The sequence below is a fragment of the Microcoleus sp. AT8-A3 genome, assembly GCF_036705675.1.
In the GTDB taxonomy this organism is placed as follows: domain Bacteria; phylum Cyanobacteriota; class Cyanobacteriia; order Cyanobacteriales; family Microcoleaceae; genus Microcoleus.
Genome location: NZ_JAUBVD010000039.1, coordinates 37,606 through 58,582, shown reverse-complemented (window position 1 = coordinate 58,582; position 20,977 = coordinate 37,606). Strand labels below are relative to the sequence as shown.

Genomic DNA, 20,977 nt, shown 5'->3' with positions numbered 1-20,977 from the left:
AAAGATTTACCGTGTAAGCATCCCGAATTCCCGGAACTTTGAGGATCTCAGCCAGTATCCCCTCTGGTAGAGGGTCAACGATTTTAAATTTTAGATTTTAGATTTTAGATTGGCCCAGGGGAACTGGAGACTGGGAACTGGGGAGTGAGGAATGAGGATTGGCTAATAGAAAAATTCCCGCTTTCAGGCCAATTACCAACGATCGATTACCCATTACCAATTATCAGTCCTGGCATCCAAAATCTAAACTCCTAAATCCGTCAAAGATTTACCGTGTAAGCATCCCGAATTCCCGGAACTTTGAGGATCTCAGCCAGTATCCCCTCTGGTAGAGGGTCATCAAGGCTCAAAACCATCACCGCATCGCCTCGCACGATTTTACGGCCTACCTGCATACTGGCAATATTGACATTAAAACTGCCCAATTGGGAACCAATTTTGCCAATAATCCCCGGCATATCGCGGTGCAAGGTAAACAGCATATGGTGAGTGGGGGAAACGTTGACCGGGAAATCGTCAACACTGGTAATCCGAATTTCGCTTTCGCCGAGCACTGCACCTGTCACGGTGTGTTCGCCGAGGGTTCCCTTAGCCGAGAGGTGTAGGGAGCCGGTGTAGTCGCGAATTGAGGCGTCTCTGGTTTCGACGACGCGAATTCCGCGTTCTTTTGCTTCAATGCTGGCGTTGACGTAGTTAACGCGCTCTCGCAGGGCTTGGGATAGCAGGCCTTTGAGGGCGGCAACGACTACGGGCTGGCTTTGGTTGCTGGCCAATTCGCCTTGGAGTTGGACGTTGAGGTAATCGACTCGGCCTCCGGCTAGCTGGCTGACGAGGTTGCCCAGGGTTTCGGCGAGTTGCAGGTAGGGTTTGAGTTTTTCGATCGAGTCTGGGTAAATTCCTGGTATGTTGACAGCCGATCGCGCGGGCAGCCCCAACAGTACATCGCGGATTTGTTCAGCCACGTCGATCGCCACATTCACCTGAGCTTCCGCTGTGGATGCTCCCAAGTGGGGTGTCAGCACGATGTTCTGGCCGACACTCCGCAGTGGGGAATCAGCTTCCAGCGGTTCGTGTTCGTAAACGTCCAAAGCTGCGCCGGCGATCTGACCTGATTTGATGGCTTCTGCGAGGGCTGCTTCGTCGATTATGCCGCCTCTGGCGCAGTTTATGATGCGGGCCGTGGGCTTCATTTTCGACAGCACTTCAGCGTTAATTAAGTGCAGGGTTTCCGGCGTTTTGGGGATGTGCAGGGTGATGTAGTCGGATTCGCGCATCAGCAGTTCGAGTTCTACTAAGCGGCAGCCCAACTGATCGGCTCTTTCGGTGGAAATGAAGGGGTCATAGGCCAGCAGTTTCATGCCCATTGCTTTGGCTGCGGCGGCGAGGTGGGAGCCGATTTTGCCCAAACCGACGATGCCGAGGGTTTTTTTGTAAACTTCTACGCCCAGAAAGCGGTTGCGTTCCCATTTACCCCCTTTGACGGATTCGTTAGCTTCCGGGATGTGGCGAGACATCGAGAGCATCATGGCGAGGGCGTGTTCGGCGGCGGCGATCGTGTTGCCTTCGGGGGAATTGACGACTACAATTCCTTTGCGGGTAGCGGCGGGTACATCGACATTATCTACGCCGACGCCGGCTCGGCCGATAATTTTAAGTGAATTCCCGGCTTCTATGATTTCTTTGGTAACTTGGGTGCCAGAACGGATCATTAAAGCGTCGTAATCTGGAATAATTTTTACCAGTTGTTCGGCTGAGAGTCCTGTGTTTACGTCAACTTGCGCGACTTGGGAGAGGATGTCAATTCCGGCTTGGTCGATCGGATCGGATACTAGAACTTTAGGCATAGCAAGCAATTGAGTGCAATAGTAAAAATAGACCGAGCGTTGGCGAGCTCAAAGTTGAGACTTACACTTAGAGCAGTATCTAACAGCTCAGCTCAAGCTTGCCTTTGTGCAGTTTGAATTGTATCTGTATTCGGTCAAGGTCGGCCGTTTTTTGCATGAAATATTTTAGCTTTGCGGGCGATCGGACTCTCTGACCGTCTGAAAATCCCCCAAGTGCTTAGCTAGTATGTCTTTTCGGTCTATAATAGACTTTGGCTATTTCAGCCTAACTATCAGGAATTATTGTCAATGAATTATCTTATCGCCGTACTGCCCGATCGAATGCAAGCCGAAGCTGCCTACTGTGCTCTGGAAAAAGAAGGCTTGCCTATGAAGCAAGTGAGTATTTTGGGCCGCGGCTACAAAACTGCTGATGAATTTGGCTTGATCGACCCGAACCAGCAAGCGAAGAAACAAGCTAAACTCATGGCTATTTGGCTGATTCCCTTTGGCTTTATTGCTGGGGTTACTTTCAGCTTGATTACTGAGTTGAAAACTTTTGCCTGGGCGGGGGAAATTGGCGATCACGCGATCGGTGGAGTGCTAGGTGCGATCGCCGCTGCAATGGGCAGTGTGTTTGTTGGAGGCGCGGGCGGTATGGCTTTTGGTAGCGGCGATGCTTTGCCCTACCGCAACCGTTTGAATGCCGGTAAATTTTTGATTGCGGTTAAGGGTACTGATGATTTGACTGGCAAAGCTGCGAAGATTTTGCAGCAGTTTGAACCGGAAAATATCCAAGGTTATACAGAGACTTAGTTATTTGTTTGTTAACAGTTGACTGTTGACTGTTGACTGTTGACTGTTGACTGTTGGCTGTTGACTGTTGACTGTTGACTCGTGTAATATTTGGAGGCAGTTATGGAATCACAAACTATCCCCCTAGATTCTCCCCTAGAATTAACGCTCGAATTAACAGACGAGCAGTTTTTTCAGTTGTGTATTGACAACCGGGATTTAAGATTTGAACGGACTGCTAGTGGAGGATTGATTATTATGCCACCTACAGGTAGCGAGACGGGTAGACGGAATTCAGACCTAAACTTTCAACTTAAGGCTTGGAGTCGTCAAAACAATTTAGGAGTTGTTTTTGACTCTTCAACTGGATTTAAACTGCCCGACGGTTCAGATATTTCTCCCGATGCTGCTTGGGTGCGGCGCGACAGGTGGGATGCTTTAACTGCTGAAGAAAAAGAGAAATTTGCGCCGATTTGTCCAGATTTTGTGGTGGAATTGCGTGAAGCGAAGCTATCCCGTAGGGAATCGACTACTGACTCGCTAGAAAAATTGCGGGCTAAAATGAAAGTGTATGTGAAAAATGGAGCGAGGTTGGGATGGTTGCTCGATCGCAAAAATAGACAAGTTGAAATCTCCCGTCAGGGTAGAGAAGTAGAAATTTTAGATGAACCTGCAACTCTGTCCGGTGAAGAGGTACTACCCGGTTTTGTGTTGGATTTAACTGATATTTTCTAAATTTGTAAGAAGACTCGGCGGTTGAAACCGCATCTATTAAGTCAAAACCCGCAGAGGCTGGTTAAAGAGGACAACTGGGGAAAATTATGTTATTCTCTTTAGTCGGCATCCAGCAGACATGGTTTGTATAAACCTGCTTTCAACCGCCTTCTTATCTTTTCCCGCTAATTGATGATATGATAGGCTGCCAAAGGTTGCGTTTGGTATGACCTGTCAGGAACCTCAGCCCTGACGGCATGAGGCTTGGAAGAGAAATCTCAAAAGCCGTCCTGACCAGCCTAAGTCTTAACTGACTACGTTTTTTGAGTCACGACACTCCTTGAATGCGAAGCTAGTTTTCCGCTCTGTCATTTGCAGTTAAACAGTTTTAAGGTCCCTGAAACAGTGCTGCAAGTATAAAAAGCTCTTAAAACATTGGCGAAGCTAACATTACCCCGCAAGGGAGGCTCGAAAGAGCAAAATACTATGCGTACAGGATTGGAAGATTTGAAACGGTAACTGTCCCGTTGAAAGTACAACACAAAGGTACACCGAATTAACCAATTCCAAGGCGGTAGTAAATCAAAAAACAATGTAAAGCCGTCCTAGAAGGACGGGGTTTCTACCCATTTTTCTGATGAAAATCCTCCACGGGACTTGGATTCCTCAAGCAGAAGAGAATTTTATTCAACCTGGAACTTTTTGTCTTTGGGTTGAAACCACTCAAAAGAAAAAACAGCCTGCTAAGGTTCATCCCCGACAATTGGAGACGGCACAGTTAAGAGAGTTTCTAACGAAAGAAGCCGGGATGCAACTGCCACCAGTCAGCAATACAAGTGCGATGGGGCGAGAATACGCGATCGTCCCTCGGTATTTTTTACTCCCCACTGCCGACAACCAGCCGTTACCATCTTTAGAGTTAGCGCGATATTTAGAGACAGAATTACCGGAAACATTTGAGTTGGAGTATTGGCAAGTTGATTGTGTGTGCATCGCCACCCACACTTTGACTAAAGTATTGAACGATCTGCATTTTTTTGCCCTCTACGATTTAGCAGAAGTTCAGTTTGGTTCAGACTTGCTATTTTGGTATCACTACACCCAAAATTTTAAGCAAATTGTTCTGAAAGATCATTATATTCCGGCGTTGCGCTATCGAGAAACTGCTCCGATCGCGATCGCACCCATCGAAACATCCGAACCCGCTGAGAAAGCCACGCGCGGGCGTAAGAAAGCGGGCGAGACAAAAACTAAAACAACTGCAAAAACTCCAAAAACACCTGCCAAAATTGCACCCAGCTTTGAGATTTATCCGGGATGGGAAATTGTTTCAACACAGTACGAAACTGATTTACAACGCTATGTTGAATGGATGCCTTTAGTTTGTGTGTCCGGTTTTCGGAAGATCCAGCTACAAGATACACCAAAGTTCTACGATCGCGAACGGTTGCTGCGGCATTTTTCCGAGTGTGCGATCTCGGAAATTGTCACTCAAACCCCCATCCCAGCCTCGTTTGAAAATAAGATTGCGGATTCTTTACTCCAAATCTGCCTCAACCAAACACGAAAAATCGCGCGAGTAAGCCTTGAACAATACCGGCAATGGCAAACCTGGCGCGATCGCATTACGCGCAATCAATCTGCTGACTCATTCTCCCTCTGCTTTCAACTACAATCCCCCGAAAACCCCGAACAGCCTTGGGTTTTAGAGTTTCAGGCGGCTGCGAAAAAAGACCCATCTTTGCGGATGCCGTTGCAGGATTATTGGCGATCGCGATCGACTCAACAAAAACAGTTGCAAACACAATTTGGAGACAACTTTGAGCAACATTTGCTGACAAATCTCGGCTACGCTGCCCGCATTTATCCCCAACTTTGGCAAGGGCTAGAAACCGACAAACCAGTTAACATTACCCTCAGCTTAGATGATGCTTTCACCTTTCTGAGCGAGTCCGCTTGGGTATTAGAAGATGCCGGATACAAAGTGATTGTCCCCGCTTGGTGGACGCCGAAGGGACGACAGCGGGCGAAGATTCGCCTGCAAGTCAAAGGGAAGGGCAGCAAGAGTGCTGCAATCAAGGGCAAGGGATTGTTTTCGGCGGATTCCTTGGTGGAATATCAGTATGAATTGGCGATCGGGGGTGAACGGGTTAGCGAACAAGAATGGCAGGCGTTAGTAAATAGCAAAACACCGCTGGTGCAGTTCCGAGGACAATGGATGGAACTGGACAAAGACAAGATGCAGGAGATGCTAAGTTTTTGGCAAAAACATCGCGAAGAAAACCCCGATTTAAGCCTGATTGACTTTATGAAGTTGACGGCAGAAGGAGAAGCGAGCGAACAGTTGGAGGTTGAGCGCGATCGGGCTTTATCGGATATGTTGGAGAAGCTGCACGATAAGAGTCGGTTAGAGTTAATTGCAGATCCGGCAAAGTTTCAGGGCAAGTTACGGGATTATCAAAAGCGCGGCGTTTCTTGGTTGAGTTATTTGGAAAGTTTGGGATTAAATGGCTGTCTTGCCGATGATATGGGTTTGGGTAAATCGGCGCAGGTAATTGCTCGATTATTGCAAGAGCGGGAAGTTTTATCTAGTACAAAAGAGACAGAAAAAAATACAGAAAATGCGGTTCTACCCACGCTGCTAATTGCGCCCACATCCGTAGTTGGTAACTGGCAAAAGGAAATGGAAAAGTTTGCTCCAGAATTGCGATCGCTGATTCACCACGGCCCTCAACGTTTGCAAGATGCCAAAGCATTTAAAGCCGCCGTCCAAGGTTGCGATATGTTGATTACTTCCTTTACCTTGGTGCGAAAAGATGAGAAGCTGTTGAGCAGCGTAGCGTGGCATCGCGTGGTAATTGATGAAGCCCAGAATATTAAAAATCCCAAAGCGGCGCAAACCAAGGCGATTTTAAAGTTACCCGCTACCCATCGACTAGCATTGACTGGAACACCTGTAGAAAATCGATTGCTGGATTTATGGTCGATTTTTAATTTCCTCAATCCCGGATATTTGGGAAAAGAGGCGCAGTTTCGGAAGTTGTTTGAATTACCGATTCAAAAACATGGGAGTCGCACGCAATCTGCAGCGCTCAAAAAATTAGTAGAACCTTTTATCCTGCGCCGTCTGAAAACCGATAAGTCGATTATTCAGGATCTCCCCGACAAAGTTGAGCAAAAGCTCTACTGCAATCTCACCCGCGAGCAAGCTTCGCTTTATGAAGCGATTGTGAAAGAGGTAGAACAAGAAATTGACGCGGCGGAAGGGATGAAGCGCAAGGGGATGATTTTGGCGACACTGCTGAAGCTGAAGCAAATTTGTAACCATCCGCGCCAGTTTTTGCAGGATGAAAGTGAGTTTACACCAGAGCGATCGCACAAACTAGAACGGCTGATCGAGATGATTGAGGAAGTTAAAGCAGAAGGCGAAAGTTTATTGGTATTTACGCAGTTTACAGAACTGGGAAGCGCGTTGGAAAAATATATTAAACAAACGCTACATTACAACACTTACTACATCCACGGGGGAACCAGTCGCGAAAAACGGGAACGGATGATTTCAGAGTTTCAAGATCCAGAGTCTGAACCTTCGGTATTTATTCTGTCACTGAAGGCGGGCGGCGTGGGAATTACGCTGACAAAAGCCAATCACGTGTTCCATTTCGATCGCTGGTGGAATCCGGCAGTGGAAGATCAGGCGACGGATCGGGCGTTTCGGATCGGACAGGAAAAAAATGTGTTTGTGCATAAGTTTGTGGCTATTGGCACTTTGGAGGAAAAGATTGACCAAATGATTGAGGACAAAAAGAAATTGGCAGGGTCAATTATTGGTGCTGATGAATCGTGGTTGACTGAGTTGGATAATGAGGCATTTAAGAAATTAATTAGGCTCAATAAAAATGCGGTTCTAGATTAGGAGAAACCAAAAAATATGTCACAATTTACTCGGAATTGGTGGGGTAATAAATTTATCGATGCGTTAGAAAGATTTACAGATTCTGGGCGACTTGGGCGGGGACGTGCCTATGCACGAAACGGCAAGGTAAAAAGCTTTGGCATGAATGATGGGTTAGTGATGGCACAGGTGAGAGGCTCGGTTAATCCTTATTTTGGGGTTTATAAGGAGCCTCTGTACACAACTCAAATTGAGTTTGAGCCAATTAGTCAGGAAAAGTGGCAAATGGCGATCGCCCAAATGGCATCAAAAGCCAGCTTCATTTCTCGGCTGCTGCTCAACGAAATGCCCGACAATATTGAAAAGGCTTTCTCACCCCTCGGATTGCACCTTTTACCCAGCAGCCGCGAGGACTTTAAGACTACTTGCTCTTGCCCAGACTATAGCAATCCCTGCAAACATATTGCCGGAGTTTATTATTTGGTGGCGGCCGAATTGGACAAAGATCCATTTTTACTGTTTGAATTACGGGGGCTTTCTAAGGAAGTGCTGCACCGCGAATTAGCAAAAACGCCTTTGGGCTTGGCGCTGGCTGCGGAGTTGACGGCGGATGCAGCGGCCCCTGTGGCGGTGGATTCCTATTACACGCGGGCGATCGCCAGTGAGGCGCCAACGGTCAGCCTGAAAGAGTTTTGGCATGGTGCGAAGCGATTACCGCAGACGATTGAGGTGGCAGCGCAAAGTGGGGTAAGCGCGATCGTGGTGAAGAAACAGGGAGATTTTCCACAGTTTTGGCACAAGGATGGTTCGTTTATTGAGGCGATGGAAGAACTGTATTTGCGGGTGAAGAAGAATAAGTAGTTGGGTGGACAATTTTGCTGCCATACTCGATCGAGATATTGCAAAAACTTAAACTCGAAGACTTCATAGGTTTGGTACAATAATCGTGCTCATCATATCAGCTTTACCAGCAACTAAAATCATAGGATCGTTATTTGATGATTTTAGACTATAATTAAATTAGTGCGACTGTTAAAAAAGTAGACTTTTTAGTTACAGCAAACTTTGGCAATTTCAAATTAGAATCTAAAATTGACTGATGTTACAAAGAGAAGAACTGTTAAAAGGCATCGAAAACCGCGAATGTGTCGCGCGGGCGATCGACCAAGCGGAACAAGCAATTAAAACTTGGGAAGTTACTCTGACTGATTTTCTGTCGCCTCCAGAATTGGCGGACACTCTGACGGTATTTAAGCGCTTAACAGATGTGGAATTAGTGGCTTGGGGCGGCTACCCGCAAGCTGAAAGACAAAGAATTGCGATCGCGCGATCGGATATCCCGATCGACTCTGCTAGCGTTAACGTTGCTGCGGTGGAGATTGCTGGCAATTTCTTGTTCGATACAGCTTCTCACCGCGACTTTTTGGGGGCGATGTTGGGTACAGGAATTGTCCGCGAGAAAACTGGTGATGTGATTGTTTTGGGAGAACGCGGCGCGCAAGCGATTGTCATGCCGGAGATGGTAGAGTATTTGGAGATGAGTTTGCAGCAAGTGCGATCGGTTCCCGTGCAAACGCGGCGCATTGAGTTGAGCGAACTCAAAATTAGAGAACCTAAAAAGAAAGAAATGACAACCGTTGAAGCATCCATGAGATTGGATGCTGTCGCCTCGGCTGGATTCGCAATGTCTCGCAGCAAAATGGCCGATTTGATTGGCAGCGGCGATGTGCGAGTTAACTGGAAAGACGTTACTCAAGCTAGTTATAATGTCAAGTCTGGAGATTTAATTGCTGTTACGGGCAAGGGAAGATTGGAAATTGGGGAAGTTGCTGTTACTAAGAAGGAACGCTATCGAGTCCAGTTAACTCGATATTTGTAATTTATAGCCCAGAAACCGGGTTTTTTTCGAGAATATGGATACACCGCGTAAAAATTGCGAAAAACCCGGTTTCTTTGGTTTCTGTGGTAGTCCTAGACGCTTGTAAAATTGGGGAAGGTTCATTTGTTTGTGGGTGCGATGGTTTTTCCAGGGGGTCGTTTGTTTGTCCGCGATTCCGCGATTCCGCCAGGGGTTGAAACCCCTGTCTCATAGAAGACAGTCGGTTGAAACCGACTGAAGAATGGTGACAAATACTCGATTATTGTGACAAATACGCGATAGTTTATTTAATTTGCTTTTCAGTCCTCTTTTAGAGGACTTTCGCTATGAGACGGGGGTTTCAACCCCCGGCGGACTTGTGGGGTAGCGTGGAGGATTTTGGTGGCGGGGATTTTGGTGGCCCGAATGTGCGATCGACCTTTTGGTAAAATTTGCGTTAGGGGCGATCGACCTTTTGGTAAAATTTGGGTTAGGGGCGATCGAATGTTTGTCGTTGGGTGGGGGCGGGTTTATCTAGATTGTTGCTGGGAATTGGGGATGGTTGGTAAAACCCGCCCCTACAGAATTATCGGGATGTTTGATTGTTTTGGGAAAATTTGGGTTAGGGGCGATCGAATGTTTGTCCTTGGGTGCCGGCGGGTTTATTTATATTGTCAACGATCGCGATTATTCGTCTTTCGCCCGAAACACCTTTTCTACCGACTTCACCAACAGTTCTCGCGGCATCAATCGAGGCATATTGGCGATGATTTGATTGGGAATTCCCCCTGTCACGACATTAGACTCATTTTTGTCTAAAGCTTTCAAAGCATCTCGCACTACTTCCGCTGCGGGAACGAGTTTTTGCCAGCTGCTGGATGCCATTGATTGAGGGAATTCAGCTACTGCGAAAAAGTTCGATTCTGTCGGCCCTGGACAAAGGCATAAAACGCGAATTCCTAAATCTTTGTTTTCCGCCCAAAGTGCCTCGCTGAAACTCAAAACAAAGGCTTTAGTCGCTGCATACATCGACAAGTACGGCATCGGTTGAAAAGCTGCAATGGAGGCAACATTGATGATACTTCCCGATTTTCTTTCGCGCATTCCCTGCAAAAATAAGTGCGAGAGTTCAACTAATGCTACAATATTTAGTTGCACCATTGTTAGTTGTTTCGCAAGCGGGCGATCGGCAAAAGCACCGTAATCGCCAAAACCCGCATTGTTCACCAACAAATCAACCGTCCAACCTTTTTTAACAACCGCGTCAAATACAGCATTTGTGGCTCCTGGTGCGGTCAAATCTTGAACGATAATTTCGACCAAAATATTGAATTCCTGTTGCAGTTGAGCAGCTAGCTGTCGCAATTTGTCTTCGGAACGAGCTACCAAGATTAGATTGTGCTGGCGTTTGGCTAATTCGGCGGCAAAGGCTGCACCAATTCCGCCAGAAGCACCAGTGATTAAAGAAGTCGGCATGAAATTAATTCGGATATTTGATGTGGGGTTTATATATTTTAACAATTATTTGGACGGGGAAACTGTAAAATAATTAAAAGGGAATAGGTGAGTTTTATGGCGCGTCTTACCGATCGAGCTTTTGAAATTTTGCGGGCAGAAGTTGACAAGTGCGCGGCGGCTGATAGTCTAGCGGGTGATGTCTACCGACGGATGGTAATCAAGCGGTTGGAGAAGTTGCGATCGCAAAACGGCACTTTCGCCTCAATAGAAGAAATCCGCGATACCTTCAAAGACGAATTTCCCAACTTCAGCGAACAAGCTCTTAAAGCAGCCGTCAAAGCCAACCGCCCGCCCGGATTGTTCGGTAAAATCATCTTTGCTGGGAGTTTGCTGGGAAGTGCAGCGGGGATAATTTGGTTGATTAACCTGCCTTTCCCGATGATTCGCTGGCCCGTGGCGAAAACAATGCCGATATTATTGCTGCCGAGTTTTATCAGTATGGATCATAATTACCGGCAGGCGATCGCCCTTGTGGAACAATCCGATCAACTGGTGAATAAAGCCACTGCTGTCGCTGATTTTGACTTGGGCGAAATAAAAGCAAAAGAAGCTCAAAAACACCTCGACGCCTTGCCGGTGTGGTTCCTCGGCTATTACCCAAAGAGGTACTGCTCTTTTTTTAGCTGCAGTTGGCGGTTTACACTCGATGAATTTCAAGCTGCCCGCAAAAATGTGGGGCGGATGGAAGCTCAAATTTTCCAGCAAAAAAATGCTTTTACTCAGTTAAATCAAGTCGAACAAACGCTAAAGGCGGCGAAACAGGAGTATCAGCAAGCCAAAACCGCTGCGGATAGACAAAAAGCGACGGTAAATTGGCAAAGTGCGATCGACCAACTCAATCAAATTCCCGCCGAAACCCTCGCGGGAGAAACCGCTAAGAAAACACTCAAAGCAGCAGAAAGAGACTTTCAAGCAATGGGTGGCGTCGCCACCGGTTCTGTGCAGGCTGACAACTTAATTGAAGCTGCCAAAGAATTTGCTTTCTCCGCCGCCGTCGCCGCCAAAAACCCGCCCCATCCCGCCGCACAGTGGGAGCAAATAGCACAATTGTGGCAAGAAGCTATTAACAGACTGAAATTGATTTCTGTCGATAACCCTGGGTATCTCGACGCTCAAACCAAACTCGCTCAATATCAAAAAGATTTAGGAACTACCCAGATTAGACTGGAAGCAGAAAAAGATTCTGCAAAAGCTTTGCAAGCAGCTAAAAGCTTGTTTGCCAACTTGCAAAATAATGTGAATTCTCAAAATCCCGATAACTCCCTCAGCCAGTTGCAACAAATTATCAATCAATTAGAATCCGTGAAATCCGGGACAACTGTTTATCCCGAATCCCAAAAATGGCTGCAATCTGCTCGCAAGAAACAGCAAGAATGGCAAAAAAATTAGCTGTTGACTGTTGACTGTTGACTGTTGACTGTTAACTGTTAAGGGTCGCGAATTAAATAACTTACAATTTTAATTGTTCTTGTGGGATGGGCGTCCCGCCCGTCCATAAAGGGCGGGCGGGACGCCCAACCCTACTCCCCACAAACTTGTGTAAATTATTTAATTCGCGATCCTAATGACTCATATCATGTCCGATCGATTAACCATAATATCTTGGTAGGGGCGGGTTTTTGAGATTGTCAATTATTCGCAGGTATTGTTGGTAAACCCGCCCCTACAAAAATCGCGATCGCTCGACCGGACATGATATCATGACTAATGACTAATGCCAACAACCAACTGCCAACTGCCAACTGCCAACTAACAAATTACCAATTCGGGTCAACATACAGATTAATTGTCACTTGCTTTTTCCCCGAAGGGATGCCGGAAATACAAGCACAAATCGTATCTCCGCCATCAATTTCTACTTCGCAAGCGTGACAAGAACCCATGAGACAGCCGGTAGGAATAGAAACCCCTGCACGTTTAGCTACATCTAGCAAAAGCTCTCCTGGGTCAGCTTCAACTGTCACATTATCTGGTAAAAAACAAACTTTTGTCATTGAATTTGAACCTCAACTCTAACAAACAATAGTTAATAGTCAACTGTCAACTGTCAACTGTCAACTGTTAACTAATTAACCTAAAATATGCTTTATATCTAAATGCTTTTCCACTGTATCTGCTAGAGAGTCTAACAGAGTTTCTCGGTGTTCTCGGTAATTAGGAATACCTGTAGGCAATGCGCGGAGTCCCCGCTGCTGCCGCAAGTGATTTAACCAAGCTCGCCGCCAAGCTCCGTTGTCAAAGATGCCGTGCAGGTATGTACCCCAAATTGATTGAGAAGTATTGACAATGCCTAAACTAGCATCGTCAAATAGCGGTTGAGTCAAATCTGACTCTAGGATTTGCGTTTTTCCTTGATGAATTTCGTAACCGGAAACTGGCAAACCCGGTTGAGGATAGTTAGATGTTACGATTCGTTGGCGGGCAATTTTGTTCGGTGCCATCGCAGTTTTTAAAGGAAGCAATCCTAATCCTGGAAATTCTCCCTTTTCTCCCTCAATGCCTTCTTTATCGGTGATACTTTCTCCCAGCATCTGAAAGCCACCACAAACTCCCATGACTGTACCGCCAGCTACTAAATAATTTTGAATAGCTTTTGCCATACCTGTTTGGCGCAGCACGTGCAAATCGGAAATTGTAGTTTTAGAGCCTGGTAAAATCACGGCGTCTGGATGGCCTAAATGGTCTTTTGGACTGACATATTTGACTGTGACGCTAGTTTCCGACTCTAAGGGGTCAAAGTCGGTAAAATTGGAAATTCGGGGCAGGCGGATGACTGAAATATTTATGTCGGTTTGAGAATTGGGAGAACGTCGATCGAGCAAATCGAGAGAATCTTCTGAGGGAAACACTTCGTCTATCCAAGGAATCACCCCAACTACCGGGATTCCCGTCCTTTCTTCTAGCCAAGTCAGGCCCGGATCTAATATCGATTTTTGTCCTCGGAACTTATTAATAATGAATCCTTTAATTAAAGCTCGTTCGTCTGGATCGAGCAATTCCAAAGTACCGATGATGTGAGCAAAAGCACCGCCGCGATCGATGTCAACTACTAGCAAAGTTCGAGCTTTTAAATATTTAGCTACCCGCATATTTGTTAAATCGCGGTGTTTGAGATTAATCTCAGCAGGGCTACCGGCTCCCTCACACACAATCATGTCAAATTCTTGCTTGAGAAATTCTAAAGAGTCCCGAATAGCTTGCCAGCCGAGATCGAAATACTGCTCGTAATATTGAGCTGCTCGCACATTGGCGATCGCCCTGCCCTTGACAATCAATTGAGAAGTCATGTCTCCTTGTGGCTTGAGCAAAATCGGATTCATTTCTACCCAAGGTGCGACGCCCGCAGCCCAAGCTTGCACTGCTTGAGCGTAACCAATCTCTCCGCCGGCCGCTGTGACATAGGAATTCAGTGCCATATTCTGACCTTTAAACGGAGTTACCCGCCAGCCGCGTCGAGAAAAAATTCGACATAAAGCTGCAACGAGTAAAGATTTCCCTGCGTGAGATGTTGTTCCCACGACCATAATTGCTTTCATAATATTAAAAGAGAAGGAAGAAGGAAGTTCGGCAACGGATTCGCTCGACGGATGTAACGGATGTAACGGATATAACGGATGTCAGGAAGAAGGAAGAAGGAAGAAGTAAAAAGTAAAAAGTAAAAAGTAAAAAGTAAAAAGTAATAAGGCAGAAGGCAGAAGGCAGAATCAAAAAAAATTCTGGTTTCTACCTTTTGCTTTTTGGCTCAAGATGATGGCTTATCTTCGCCGGATACATTCTCAGACTTGGATTCAGTAGTCGGTTTAGCAGTTTCGACTAGATTCGGATCGGGGGGATTCGGGCGAATCAATTCCGGTTGTTCTCCCTCAGAATATGGTGTTTTATCTGTAGATTCGATCGAGATCACTGATACTGAAACCGTTTCCACCTGCACGCTCAACCCAGGTTCTCCCGGTATTTCTATCTCTACAGGCGCTGCCATTTCCACCACAGTCATTTCCAGAGATACAGCAGGGGCTTCTGCTTCCGGTACGCCTGCTGCTTCCGGTTCACCCACTGCAGCCAGCGGTGTCTGGGTTTCCAGAGATACAGCAGGGGCTGCTGCTTCCGGTTCACCAACCGCAGCCAGAGGTGTCTGGGTGTCAGCGGACGATCGATCTTCGATCGTCCCGTCCCCTATTTTGTCAGAACTCGCGGTTTCTGTGGCCATCAACTCGGCCATTGCTTCAACATTGGTGGGAAAAGGCACTCCAAGGCTTGTTTCCACAGCAGTGTTGCTGCTTTCGGCTGCCACTTCCGCAGCCGCCGCGGCTAATTCGGATTCGAGAATTTGGTCGATACCCGGTGCAGGAGTTGCCGTTATTTGAGATTCAGGTGCGATCGATTCTGGAGTCACTGAAGGTTTTGGCGTCTGCGGAGTTGCATCAGATTTGTTTTTACCCGCACCCCGTCCCAACATACCGCCGAGACTATTTTTGATGTTGTCAAACAGACTACCGAAACCGCCGGATTTTTTAGCTGGTTTAGGAGGAGTAGGAGGAGTTGGGGCCGCCGTTGGGGCCGCCGCCGCTGCCGCTGCCGCCTGCGACTCTTTAACGGCTGTTCTCCATTCTGTTTCCTCGTCAAAATCATCGACTTCTGGCTGCTGTGGAGGCTCTGGCTGAGCCTCTACTGGCTCCACACTTGGTGCAACGGCTATTTCTGAAATTTCTAGAGGTAGAGGTAGAGGAGTGAAGCTGCTGGCTAATTCTGCTGGGGTGGGTGAAATCTCAGCAGCAGGAGTTTCGACTGAAAAGACGGGTATTTCTGCAATTGCAGGTGGTTTCGAGTCGGGAATTTTCAAGTCAGGGGCGATCGCACTTTCTGCCGTTGCCTCGTCGATCGCACTTTCTGCAATACTTTCAGCTATGGGGGGAATCGCTGGCTGTTCCTCTAGCTTTACCTCGCCCTTATCCAGAGTGGGTGCTGGAACCACATCAGTTTTCGGTTTGGGCGATCGAACAAACTTAGGTTTTTTCGCTGCTGCGGGTTCTTTTTTCTTGGCAAACAAGCCAGCCAACGGCAAGCCTGCTGCAGCCAAATTCGCCGACTGAGGAATCGGCGTTTGCTCAGCAATGGGCGTCACCTGCCGGCGCAAAGTCAGAGTTTCCCAGGCAAACCACCCCAACATCGCCACGCCCGCCATTTGACCAAGCAGGAGAGCACCAGTAATTCGTCCCGCACAAGCCCATAAAATTAACGCATAAAAAAGTCCTACCCCGCTCCAGGTAAAATCACTTTTGCGGTGCACTTCTGGAAAAAAGAAGGCCGCCATGTAAATACTGAAGCTGCCTAGACCGACCGCTAACGCCAGAAAGTATGCAAGCATATTGTCGGTACCTCCGCTGTGTCAAATAACTTCTACGCGCTAATTCTACCTTTGAGAGAGACTCAACGGCTTCTTTCTCTAGGACAATTCTTGATTTGTAGCGAAGTTTTGCAAGGAAGCAGTGTAAGGGATTTAACACGTTCAACGGATGCTGACGCCTCAAGTGCGAGTCAAGATTTCCCACTCTGCCCCACATCTCTAATGCCCATTACCCCCTAGGCCTACACCCCCTATCCCCATCACCCCCTTCTCCGTGGTGATAGATGTCACTTAGACTAGGCCCGTGCGATCGCACCAAGGGACTGAGGATGTTTATATGTTGTAGGTGTAAGAGGAATTATGCCCTAGGGCATATGTATGGGAGAGAGTGCCATGTTAGAAAAATTATTATTAGCGGCCGGCTTAACCTTATCGCTTCACATATTTCCCGGACTGAGCACTTCCGCAAAGTTACCCAAAAATTTAGTATTGCGATCGAGCGATCGTCCGGCTCAAACCCTGCAACTTCCCATCGTTGCAGTACCTGCTGGCCTCAAGCCGAATGTCCAATCCTAATTATACGTGCCAGCTCATACGTGCAAGTGCGATCGGACTTAGGCAGAGCCTTTCTAATATTTTTTTCGAGCTGTTATCACAAAGTAAATAATTTCTTAGAAAATCCTGGTAAATCATTGTAAAACCTGGTACTATATGTTGAGAACAAAAATACCACCTAGCGATGACCAGATATGTCACACCGCGAGAAGCTTGCAAAATCCTGCAAGTCTCAGACAAAACCCTTAGAAACTGGGAACTTGCCGGCAAAATATCAGCAATCAGAACTCCGTCCAACCAACGACGCTACGATATCGACAGCGTTCTCGGAGGCGGACATGACCGAATTACAGCCATCTACGCCAGGGTCAGCAGCTATAAACAACGAGAAGACCTCGACAGACAAGTCAGCTACCTCCAAAGTCTCTACCCGCAAGCTAAAGTCTTCAAAGACATCTGAGGTGGACTCAACTTCAAAAGAAAATCGCTGCTTGCCCTTCTGGGACAAGTCATGTCAGGAGATATCTCAGCAGTTGTGGTCGGACACCAAGACAGACTGTGCCGGTTTGGTGGCGACCTTATCAAATGGATCTGCGAGCAAAACAATTGCCAACTCATGGTTCTCAGCAGAAACGAGTTGTCTCCAGAACGAGAAATGTTTGAAGATGTGCTTGCCATCATCCACGTCTTTAGCTGCCGACTCTACGGCTTGCGAAAATACAAATCTGCTATCAAAGAAGATTCGAGTTTACCCGGAAACCAAGCTAGCAGCGAAATGGAGGACTTGGATTGCAGCAAGTAGATGGTGTTACAACCAAGCAATTGCTATCCTTAAGAACGAAAGAATTGGTAAGTATGACTTGAGGAAAAAGATAATGGACTCGGCTCCCGACTGGGTTTCCGAGCAACCTTATAACCTGCGACAAATGGCAGTTTTTCAGGCTTTTGAAGCACACAAGGCAGCTAAAAAGGTAAAAGGAACGGCAAAATTTAGAAGCCGTTTCGACACATCTCAGACTATCCGGTTTCAAACGTCTAATTGGAAGCTCGGTACTTTTTATCCAACTTCTACTAAAGGGCTAACCTTTAAAGCATCGGAACCTATCATCGAAGTAATGCAGCACGAGCCAACACTCAGCTTGATTAACAGACAGTGGTTTATTTGCTATGCGATTGATGAACCGAAAATAAAGCCAATTGATAGCGATTTGGTTATCGCTTTAGATCCTGGTGTTAGAACTTTTCTTACTGGTTTTGACGGCAGCGACTTTATCGAGATAGGAAAAAGCGACATCGGCCGCATCTATCGACTAGCAAGACATCTAGACAAATTAATGTCCCGCATTGGGGCAAGCAAAGGAAAGCAATTCAAGCGGTTGAGGTATTGCCTGCGAAAATCAGCAGCCAAAATTAGAATCAAAATCAAAAACCTGGTCAACGAACTGCACAAAAAAGCTGCAAAATATTTGACAAGCAAGTACAAGTTAATTTTTTTGCCAACCTTTGAGACGCAGCAAATGGTCAAGAAAGGTAAACGCAGGTTGGCGACTAAAACTGCTAGAGCAATGGTCACTTTGAGCCATTATCGTTTTAAACAAACGTTGAAGCATCAAGCCGCCAAGCATGGTGGTGTTGTAGTAGACGTGACAGAAGAGTACACATCGAAAACCTGTTCAAAATGTGGACACGTCCATACCAAATTAGGCGGGTCTAAAATATTTAAATGTCCAGAGTGCGGACACACCCTGGACAGGGACAAAAATGGTGCTTTTAACATTTTGTTGAAAGCTTTGAGAGATACCTCCTTGATAGGAGAGCTTGCTGCTTTTTCTATCTTGCCATACACGGTGGTTCCTGGCTTGGTTCGGGATTTACCGGGTTAAATGTATCTGTTCACAACTCATCAGTTTGTAGTCAGGGCTTTAGTCCTCATTCATCTCACCTAATAAGGACTAAAGCCCTTACTACAAACCGTAGGTCAATAATGAGTAGCAGATTGAACATTAATTCCTATAACATACTACTAGACAAATCTCAACATCAGCTTGTCAAGTAAAGACTTTCAAACCTTAAAAAACTTGTGTAATCCTGAGAGTAAAGGATCAAAATAGATATATAATCCCCTGATGGCTCTCCAAGCTAATAAGCACATTGACTATTAAATCAAGGAAAGCGAAAATGGGACTTAGCGATATTCTCTTGAATGAAAACAACAGAGAAACTTTTGTAGATGACTGTGTAAAGTTGATAGACCAACAAGTTGCAGCAGCCTCCGGATTGGGTGGTTTGGCTCTGAAAGCTGCCTACTCTACTGTCAAGGGGATACGGGCTGACTATTGCGCCCAAGTCGTCGATCAACTTCTGCCAGAAATCTCGATCGCACTCGATCCGATGTGGGCTGAAGGGGTAAACAATGGCAACCCAGTAGAATATCTAGCCCAAAGAAAAGGTGAAGTAGCAGACGAATTGCTCCAAATCAGCGACAAAAGGGTCGAGAAAAGCACAAGATCGATGGTTAAAGGCGCCTATGCCAAACTCCGCCCCTCAGCCAAGAATTACGTGGAAAAGGGAGTACCGGATTTAGCCGAAATTATTAATAAACATAGTGCGGCCTGATAAGTGAGCAACGGCTAAAAAACAGAATACCCCGATACCCGGCTTCTTCAAGAAATCGGGTATCTAAAATCAGACTAAGCTGTTTTACATTTAAACTGTGTGTCAAAAATCCATAAAACTATTGTGGGACGGGCTTCTAGCCTGTCCCGAATTTTCCATTTAAATGCGTAACAGCTTAATTCGTAAGTTTGTAGTTAGGAGGGAGAGTCCTAATTTTATGCTTATCCATTGCCAATCACCCATTGATTTGCAGCCAATATTTTCAACATCGCCTGCCCGGTAATTACCAAGCCCAAAAACATTACAAACATCGCACTAATCGTCGGCAGAAATTTGACTGCTGTTATCTGTTTTGGCAGTTTATCAAAATTCCGTTTGGCATAAACTAATATTAATCCGATCGCACTCAGCACTAAAGCCAACCCCAAACTAAACGCTACCACTAACGTCATTCCCAAACCAACATTGCCCAAAGCCGACGCACTCAACAGCATCACCAAAGCGGAAGGACAAGGCAACAAACCGCCGGAAATTCCCAACGCCAATAAGCTTTTCCAAGTAATAGCAGAACCGTCAGCACCCGGCGGCAAATGCGAGTGAATCCGGCCGTCTCCGTGATGGTGGTAGTGGTGAGATATATCGGGTTTTACAGGCTTAAATTCTCGCTCCCAACTTCCTCTAGTCAAAAGATTTACTGGTTCTTCACATTCCGCAGTAAAGACTTTAGTCCTTAGAAACCAGTTTTTATTATTAAAAATTTTACTTTTGATTTTTTTGAGAAATTCAGTCCTCACTACCAACCTAGTCTTGATTTTTGATAAGAGTAAGTTAAACCCGATGAAGGCTACTAATAAACCAGAGATTAAACTCAGCCAAGGATCTAATTTTTCTGGCTCAATTAAGTTAGAAGCAAACAAAGTAATTCCGCCCACAGCAAATACGCCGGCAGTGTGAGTAATTGTAGTCGTCGCTGCTAGAAATAAAGCGTGTAGGGGAGTAGCCCGCGAACCCACTAAATAAGCGCCGACTATGGTTTTTCCGTGTCCCGGCGACATCGCGTGCACGCATCCCCAAGCAAATGCTCCCGCTATTGCTAGCAGCAAACTCCAACCTGAATCCCAGATAGATTCCTTTCCTGCTAACAAAAAGTCGCGGTTTTGTGGCGTAAACACAAAGCTTTTTACAGCACCGGCTTGCACAATCGTAGCTTGACAGCTAGCTGTCGGAACTCCGGGCAAAAACAGATTGTAATTAATCCGCAATTGCTCTGGTTTGGAGATAGAAATTGAGTCAGGTAAAGCGGGGGTTTTATCTTGAGAAGGTGCGGGCCATGTGTAGTGTAAAATTAAGGTGCTGTGGGTATTGGGCTGCTGGATAACACTGGTGCTTTTAGCTGCTATTTCTAGCGGTTTTACTGCTACGGAGCCTTGAATGTTGCTACTGTTTGTGAGGCGGATTTGTTGGCTGAAAAACTTTTCTAGCTGTGTTTGGTGGCTGCGAACTTCAGCAGGTTGTAGCTGGCTGTCTCGATTGTCGTCGGCGAAGTTTGTTAAGCCTGTTGGGAAAGTTAATGTTATTTCGGTTTGCAAATCGTTGACTACTATTTCTGCTACGGATAAGTCTGCCCAGTGCGAGTAAACTGGTCGGGTTGAGGTTGTTACTAAGAAGGAAAGTGTTAGGAAGAATAGGATGAATAATTGGGAAAGTCGGTTCATTTTGTACAGCATAAATTCCTTTTTTTTGTAAGTTTTTTGGTAAGTATTTGTGTGTGTTGTGATTTTTTAGGCGATCGCTCTTTTCGTGAGTCTCACAGTCCGCCGGGGATTGAAATCCCCGTCGAGAGAGCGAAAGTCGGTTGA

The 20,977-nt window shown here is 46.2% G+C and carries 15 protein-coding genes and 1 pseudogene; 10 read left to right on the top strand and 6 right to left on the bottom strand.

What is annotated here, in order from left to right; genetic code table 11:
* Positions 1-260: 260 nt before the first annotated feature.
* Complete coding sequence (gene serA / locus QUB51_RS20920) at positions 261-1,844, bottom strand: phosphoglycerate dehydrogenase (RefSeq protein ID WP_333057864.1); 1,584 nt, start codon at positions 1,842-1,844, stop codon at positions 261-263.
* Positions 1,845-2,132: 288 nt separating this feature from the next.
* Between serA and QUB51_RS20915 the strand changes: the two genes are divergently transcribed.
* The 5 genes from QUB51_RS20915 to QUB51_RS20895 all read left to right on the top strand — a co-directional run bounded on the left by QUB51_RS20915 (position 2,133) and on the right by QUB51_RS20895 (position 9,106).
* Entirely contained in the window at positions 2,133-2,639 is a 507-nt protein-coding gene (locus QUB51_RS20915; protein ID WP_333155102.1) for a hypothetical protein, read from the top strand.
* A 102-nt stretch (positions 2,640-2,741) separates the two neighbouring features.
* Positions 2,742-3,353 carry a Uma2 family endonuclease gene (locus QUB51_RS20910; protein WP_333262790.1) on the top strand — a complete coding sequence of 204 codons (612 nt, stop codon included), beginning with the start codon at positions 2,742-2,744 and terminating at the stop codon, positions 3,351-3,353.
* 616 nt (positions 3,354-3,969) lie between these two features.
* Positions 3,970-7,248: a DEAD/DEAH box helicase gene (locus tag QUB51_RS20905; RefSeq protein ID WP_333262787.1), complete on the top strand. Its 3,279-nt coding sequence runs from the start codon at positions 3,970-3,972 to the stop codon at positions 7,246-7,248.
* 15 nt (positions 7,249-7,263) lie between these two features.
* Positions 7,264-8,088 carry an SWIM zinc finger family protein gene (locus QUB51_RS20900; RefSeq protein ID WP_333057867.1) on the top strand — a complete coding sequence of 275 codons (825 nt, stop codon included), beginning with the start codon at positions 7,264-7,266 and terminating at the stop codon, positions 8,086-8,088.
* 238 nt (positions 8,089-8,326) lie between these two features.
* The gene (locus tag QUB51_RS20895; protein ID WP_333057868.1) at positions 8,327-9,106 is read left to right on the top strand and encodes a photosystem II S4 domain protein; all 780 of its coding nucleotides are present in this window, start codon (positions 8,327-8,329) and stop codon (positions 9,104-9,106) included.
* Positions 9,107-9,772: 666 nt separating this feature from the next.
* On the opposite strand, the gene QUB51_RS20890 is transcribed toward QUB51_RS20895, so the two are convergent.
* Positions 9,773-10,561: an SDR family oxidoreductase gene (locus tag QUB51_RS20890; RefSeq protein WP_333057869.1), complete on the bottom strand. Its 789-nt coding sequence runs from the start codon at positions 10,559-10,561 to the stop codon at positions 9,773-9,775.
* Positions 10,562-10,657: 96 nt separating this feature from the next.
* Between QUB51_RS20890 and QUB51_RS20885 the strand changes: the two genes are divergently transcribed.
* A complete protein-coding gene (locus QUB51_RS20885) occupies positions 10,658-11,992 on the top strand; it encodes a hypothetical protein (RefSeq protein WP_333057870.1) in 1,335 nt (444 codons plus the stop codon).
* Positions 11,993-12,360: 368 nt separating this feature from the next.
* On the opposite strand, the gene QUB51_RS20880 is transcribed toward QUB51_RS20885, so the two are convergent.
* The 3 genes from QUB51_RS20880 to QUB51_RS20870 form a co-directional block, all read right to left on the bottom strand.
* Positions 12,361-12,597, bottom strand: coding sequence for a 2Fe-2S iron-sulfur cluster binding domain-containing protein (locus QUB51_RS20880; RefSeq protein ID WP_333057871.1), 237 nt, complete (start codon positions 12,595-12,597; stop codon positions 12,361-12,363).
* 75 nt (positions 12,598-12,672) lie between these two features.
* Positions 12,673-14,139, bottom strand: coding sequence for a cobyric acid synthase CobQ (gene cobQ / locus QUB51_RS20875; RefSeq protein WP_333057872.1), 1,467 nt, complete (start codon positions 14,137-14,139; stop codon positions 12,673-12,675).
* A 206-nt stretch (positions 14,140-14,345) separates the two neighbouring features.
* On the bottom strand, positions 14,346-15,968 hold the full coding sequence (locus tag QUB51_RS20870) for a Ycf66 family protein (protein ID WP_333057873.1): 1,623 nt from the start codon (positions 15,966-15,968) through the stop codon (positions 14,346-14,348).
* A 372-nt stretch (positions 15,969-16,340) separates the two neighbouring features.
* On the opposite strand from QUB51_RS20870, the gene QUB51_RS20865 reads away from it, so the two are divergent.
* The 4 genes and pseudogenes from QUB51_RS20865 (at position 16,341) to QUB51_RS20850 (ending at position 19,118) form a co-directional block, all read left to right on the top strand.
* The gene (locus QUB51_RS20865; protein WP_333057874.1) at positions 16,341-16,523 is read left to right on the top strand and encodes a hypothetical protein; all 183 of its coding nucleotides are present in this window, start codon (positions 16,341-16,343) and stop codon (positions 16,521-16,523) included.
* A 163-nt stretch (positions 16,524-16,686) separates the two neighbouring features.
* A pseudogene (locus QUB51_RS20860) lies at positions 16,687-17,268 on the top strand (IS607 family transposase); the annotation flags it as partial.
* Positions 17,269-17,290: 22 nt separating this feature from the next.
* Entirely contained in the window at positions 17,291-18,385 is a 1,095-nt protein-coding gene (locus tag QUB51_RS20855; protein WP_333262794.1) for a transposase, read from the top strand.
* Between the two features lie 295 nt (positions 18,386-18,680).
* Positions 18,681-19,118: a DUF6918 family protein gene (locus QUB51_RS20850; protein ID WP_333057875.1), complete on the top strand. Its 438-nt coding sequence runs from the start codon at positions 18,681-18,683 to the stop codon at positions 19,116-19,118.
* A 221-nt stretch (positions 19,119-19,339) separates the two neighbouring features.
* Here QUB51_RS20850 and QUB51_RS20845 read toward each other — a convergent pair whose 3' ends face one another.
* The gene (locus tag QUB51_RS20845) at positions 19,340-20,845 is read right to left on the bottom strand and encodes a HoxN/HupN/NixA family nickel/cobalt transporter (protein WP_333298290.1); all 1,506 of its coding nucleotides are present in this window, start codon (positions 20,843-20,845) and stop codon (positions 19,340-19,342) included.
* Between the last annotated feature and the right edge of the window lie 132 nt (positions 20,846-20,977).

Excerpts from the sequence above, each read along its gene's own strand:
- serA (WP_333057864.1), bottom strand. The coding sequence starts at position 1,844 with ATGCCTAAAGTTCTAGTATCCGATCCGATCGACCAAGCCGGAATTGAC.
- QUB51_RS20915 (WP_333155102.1), top strand. The coding sequence starts at position 2,133 with ATGAATTATCTTATCGCCGTACTGCCCGATCGAATGCAAGCCGAAGCT.
- QUB51_RS20910 (WP_333262790.1), top strand. The coding sequence starts at position 2,742 with ATGGAATCACAAACTATCCCCCTAGATTCTCCCCTAGAATTAACGCTC.
- QUB51_RS20905 (WP_333262787.1), top strand. The coding sequence starts at position 3,970 with ATGAAAATCCTCCACGGGACTTGGATTCCTCAAGCAGAAGAGAATTTT.
- QUB51_RS20900 (WP_333057867.1), top strand. The coding sequence starts at position 7,264 with ATGTCACAATTTACTCGGAATTGGTGGGGTAATAAATTTATCGATGCG.
- QUB51_RS20895 (WP_333057868.1), top strand. The coding sequence starts at position 8,327 with ATGTTACAAAGAGAAGAACTGTTAAAAGGCATCGAAAACCGCGAATGT.
- QUB51_RS20890 (WP_333057869.1), bottom strand. The coding sequence starts at position 10,561 with ATGCCGACTTCTTTAATCACTGGTGCTTCTGGCGGAATTGGTGCAGCC.
- QUB51_RS20885 (WP_333057870.1), top strand. The coding sequence starts at position 10,658 with ATGGCGCGTCTTACCGATCGAGCTTTTGAAATTTTGCGGGCAGAAGTT.
- QUB51_RS20880 (WP_333057871.1), bottom strand. The coding sequence starts at position 12,597 with ATGACAAAAGTTTGTTTTTTACCAGATAATGTGACAGTTGAAGCTGAC.
- cobQ (WP_333057872.1), bottom strand. The coding sequence starts at position 14,139 with ATGAAAGCAATTATGGTCGTGGGAACAACATCTCACGCAGGGAAATCT.
- QUB51_RS20870 (WP_333057873.1), bottom strand. The coding sequence starts at position 15,968 with ATGCTTGCATACTTTCTGGCGTTAGCGGTCGGTCTAGGCAGCTTCAGT.
- QUB51_RS20865 (WP_333057874.1), top strand. The coding sequence starts at position 16,341 with ATGTTAGAAAAATTATTATTAGCGGCCGGCTTAACCTTATCGCTTCAC.
- QUB51_RS20850 (WP_333057875.1), top strand. The coding sequence starts at position 18,681 with ATGGGACTTAGCGATATTCTCTTGAATGAAAACAACAGAGAAACTTTT.
- QUB51_RS20845 (WP_333298290.1), bottom strand. The coding sequence starts at position 20,845 with ATGCTGTACAAAATGAACCGACTTTCCCAATTATTCATCCTATTCTTC.